Annotated in this window: 2 protein-coding genes; both read left to right on the top strand. The window is 46.3% G+C overall.

The genetic code is table 11. The features are described 5' to 3' along the window. On the top strand, positions 1 to 650 hold a 650-nt coding region (locus tag H6S82_RS29660), incomplete at its 5' end, for a rhodanese-like domain-containing protein (RefSeq protein WP_277926608.1). 341 nt (positions 651 to 991) lie between these two features. Continuing rightward, positions 992 to 2,215, top strand: a complete 1,224-nt coding sequence (locus tag H6S82_RS29655) for an MFS transporter (protein WP_190474256.1) — start codon at positions 992 to 994, stop codon at positions 2,213 to 2,215. Positions 2,216 to 2,317 lie beyond the last annotated feature (102 nt).

Genomic DNA, 2,317 nt, shown 5'->3' with positions numbered 1-2,317 from the left:
GTGGGCCAAATTACCGCGACTTGTACCCAGAACCCCCACCGCCAGGGATGGTTCCTTCTTGCGCTGAAGGTGGCGTTTTGGGTATTTTGCCGGGAATTATCGGTGTTATCCAAGCAACGGAAACCGTCAAAATTATCATAGGAAAAGGTACAACCCTCAGCGGTAGGTTGTTGCTGTTCAACGCGCTGGAAATGAAGTTTCGCGAGTTGAAGTTGCGACCGAATCCAGTGCGCCCGGTAATTGAAAAGTTGATAGACTACGAACAATTCTGCGGTATTCCCCAAGCAAAGGCAGAGGAGGCAAAACGGCAGATGGAAATTCAAGAAATGACCGTAAAAGAATTGAAGCAGCTCATCGATAGCGGTGCAAATGATTTTGTGCTGCTTGATGTTCGCAATCCCAATGAGTACGAAATTGCCAGGATTCCCGGTTCTGTTTTAGTGCCTTTACCGGACATCGAACGGGGAGAAGGTGTGGAAAAAGTGAAAGAATTGCTCAACGGTCATCGCTTGATCGCACATTGTAAAATGGGCGGTCGTTCTGCCAAAGCGTTGGGTATTCTGAAGGAAGCCGGAATTGTGGGTACAAATGTGAAAGGCGGCATCACTGCTTGGAGTCGGGAAGTCGATTCTTCTGTTCCGGAATACTAAGAGTAGCGGGACTTAGGCAGGATTACGCTAGAAACCCGGTTTCTTCGCGGATTATAGAAACCGGGTTTCTTTTGTTCGGTTGCATAGGTGGTAAATGATTGATACGAAATATTATCTGTGGGAATCAAGGGTTAAATTTTTACCGCAGATGTAGGCAGATAAACGCAGATAAACGCAGATAAGAAGGCGATTTTTTTGTGCGATTGATGCTACTGGATATGAGATTGGGGTTCGTCACTGCTAAACTGACGATAAAGCTTAAGAAAAATAGGCGATTCATTGATATTTTTGTATAAGTTTGCATACTTGAATGATAACTAACCCAAAAATGGGATAATAAGATGGATGCCTCTAGAAATCAGCCAAATGTGTTGTGGTTGCAAGTCTGGGGTTTGGCAGGGGTACAGGGAGCAATTACCCTTACCTGGCTAATTTATAATCTGTATTTGCCGCAGTTGTTGGTGCAATTTGGCTTTGCGAAAGAGTTAGCGGCTGGGTTGCTAATTATTGAAAATGCGTTGGCGATCGCAATGGAACCTCTGATGGGAGGAATATCCGATCGCATCAAACACTCGTTAGGCAGTCGCTTTCCGTTGATATCGGTTGGCGTTATCCTATCATCGGCGTTGTTTATCGCTATCCCGGCAGTTGTCGTTTTCCGCAATTTATTCGATGGGATACGCTGGGTATTGTTGCTGCTGATGGTAGGCTGGGCTTTGGCGATGGCGGTGTTTCGTTCTCCGGCGATATCGTTGCTGGGAAAATACGCCAGACCGGCTGAGTTACCTTTGGCAGCTAGTTTGTTAACTTTAGCTGCGGGAATCATTGGCGCATTCAAACCAATTGCCAATCAATTTGTTCTGGGTATGGGGCCAATTTTTAGTTTTGCGATCGGCACTTTTGTTCTGCTGGGTGCAGCTGCAATATTGCGTCGTTTCGATCCACCAGAAATACCACAACAGGACAACACTCTCCCTGTCGTCCCCTCTCCCAGTCTCTCCCTCTTATCCCCACTGCTATTAATTTTGGGAACTGGTGCGGGTGTGGCTTGGGGTTCGCGTTTCTTGATGGACGCTATGCCCAAAATGCTGAAAAATCAATGGCAAAATGCTGATATTCCTTGGCTGATGTTTGCTATCTCTCTTTTTCTCGCTTTTGCTGCTCTTCCCGCTGGCGCGTTGGCGGTGAAACTGGGCAACCAACGCGCTATGTTAATTGGCATTGGCGCTACGATACCGTTGTTGCTGCTGATGGTTTTGATTCCCAATTGGTTTATTGTGGCGGTAACAATACTGGGAGCTTTAGCATTTTTTGCTTTAATTGTCAATGGAGTTGTACCTTTTGCTTTGTCGCTTGTACCAACAGAGCGATCGGGATTGGGAGTGGGATTCTATTTTGGCGGAATCGGACTCGGATCGAGTTTGTTTGGGATATTATTCCCGCAACTGGCAAGTATGACAGCCGTAGCGAGTGGGATTTGGGGTGCGATCGCATTCCTCGTGGCAGCCATTTGCATTGCCGCTAGCGGTAAGCTGCGATCGGTACCCGAAGCCGTAGAAGCCTAACTTGCCAAACTGAATATTAAGTTTTTATAAATGTTAGTTTTTGCAGACAAAGTGGGAATGTTAATAGTAGGGGAGAGAAGAAACAGTTTTGTTACTTCTTTC

It is taken from the genome of Planktothrix sp. FACHB-1355 (genome assembly GCF_014748295.1).
GTDB lineage: Bacteria > Cyanobacteriota > Cyanobacteriia > Cyanobacteriales > Aerosakkonemataceae > Aerosakkonema > Aerosakkonema funiforme_A.
The sequence above is the reverse complement of the archived record's forward strand: the minus strand, read 5'-3'. Positions and strand labels throughout refer to the sequence as shown.

Excerpts from the sequence above, each read along its gene's own strand:
- H6S82_RS29655 (WP_190474256.1), top strand. The coding sequence starts at position 992 with ATGGATGCCTCTAGAAATCAGCCAAATGTGTTGTGGTTGCAAGTCTGG.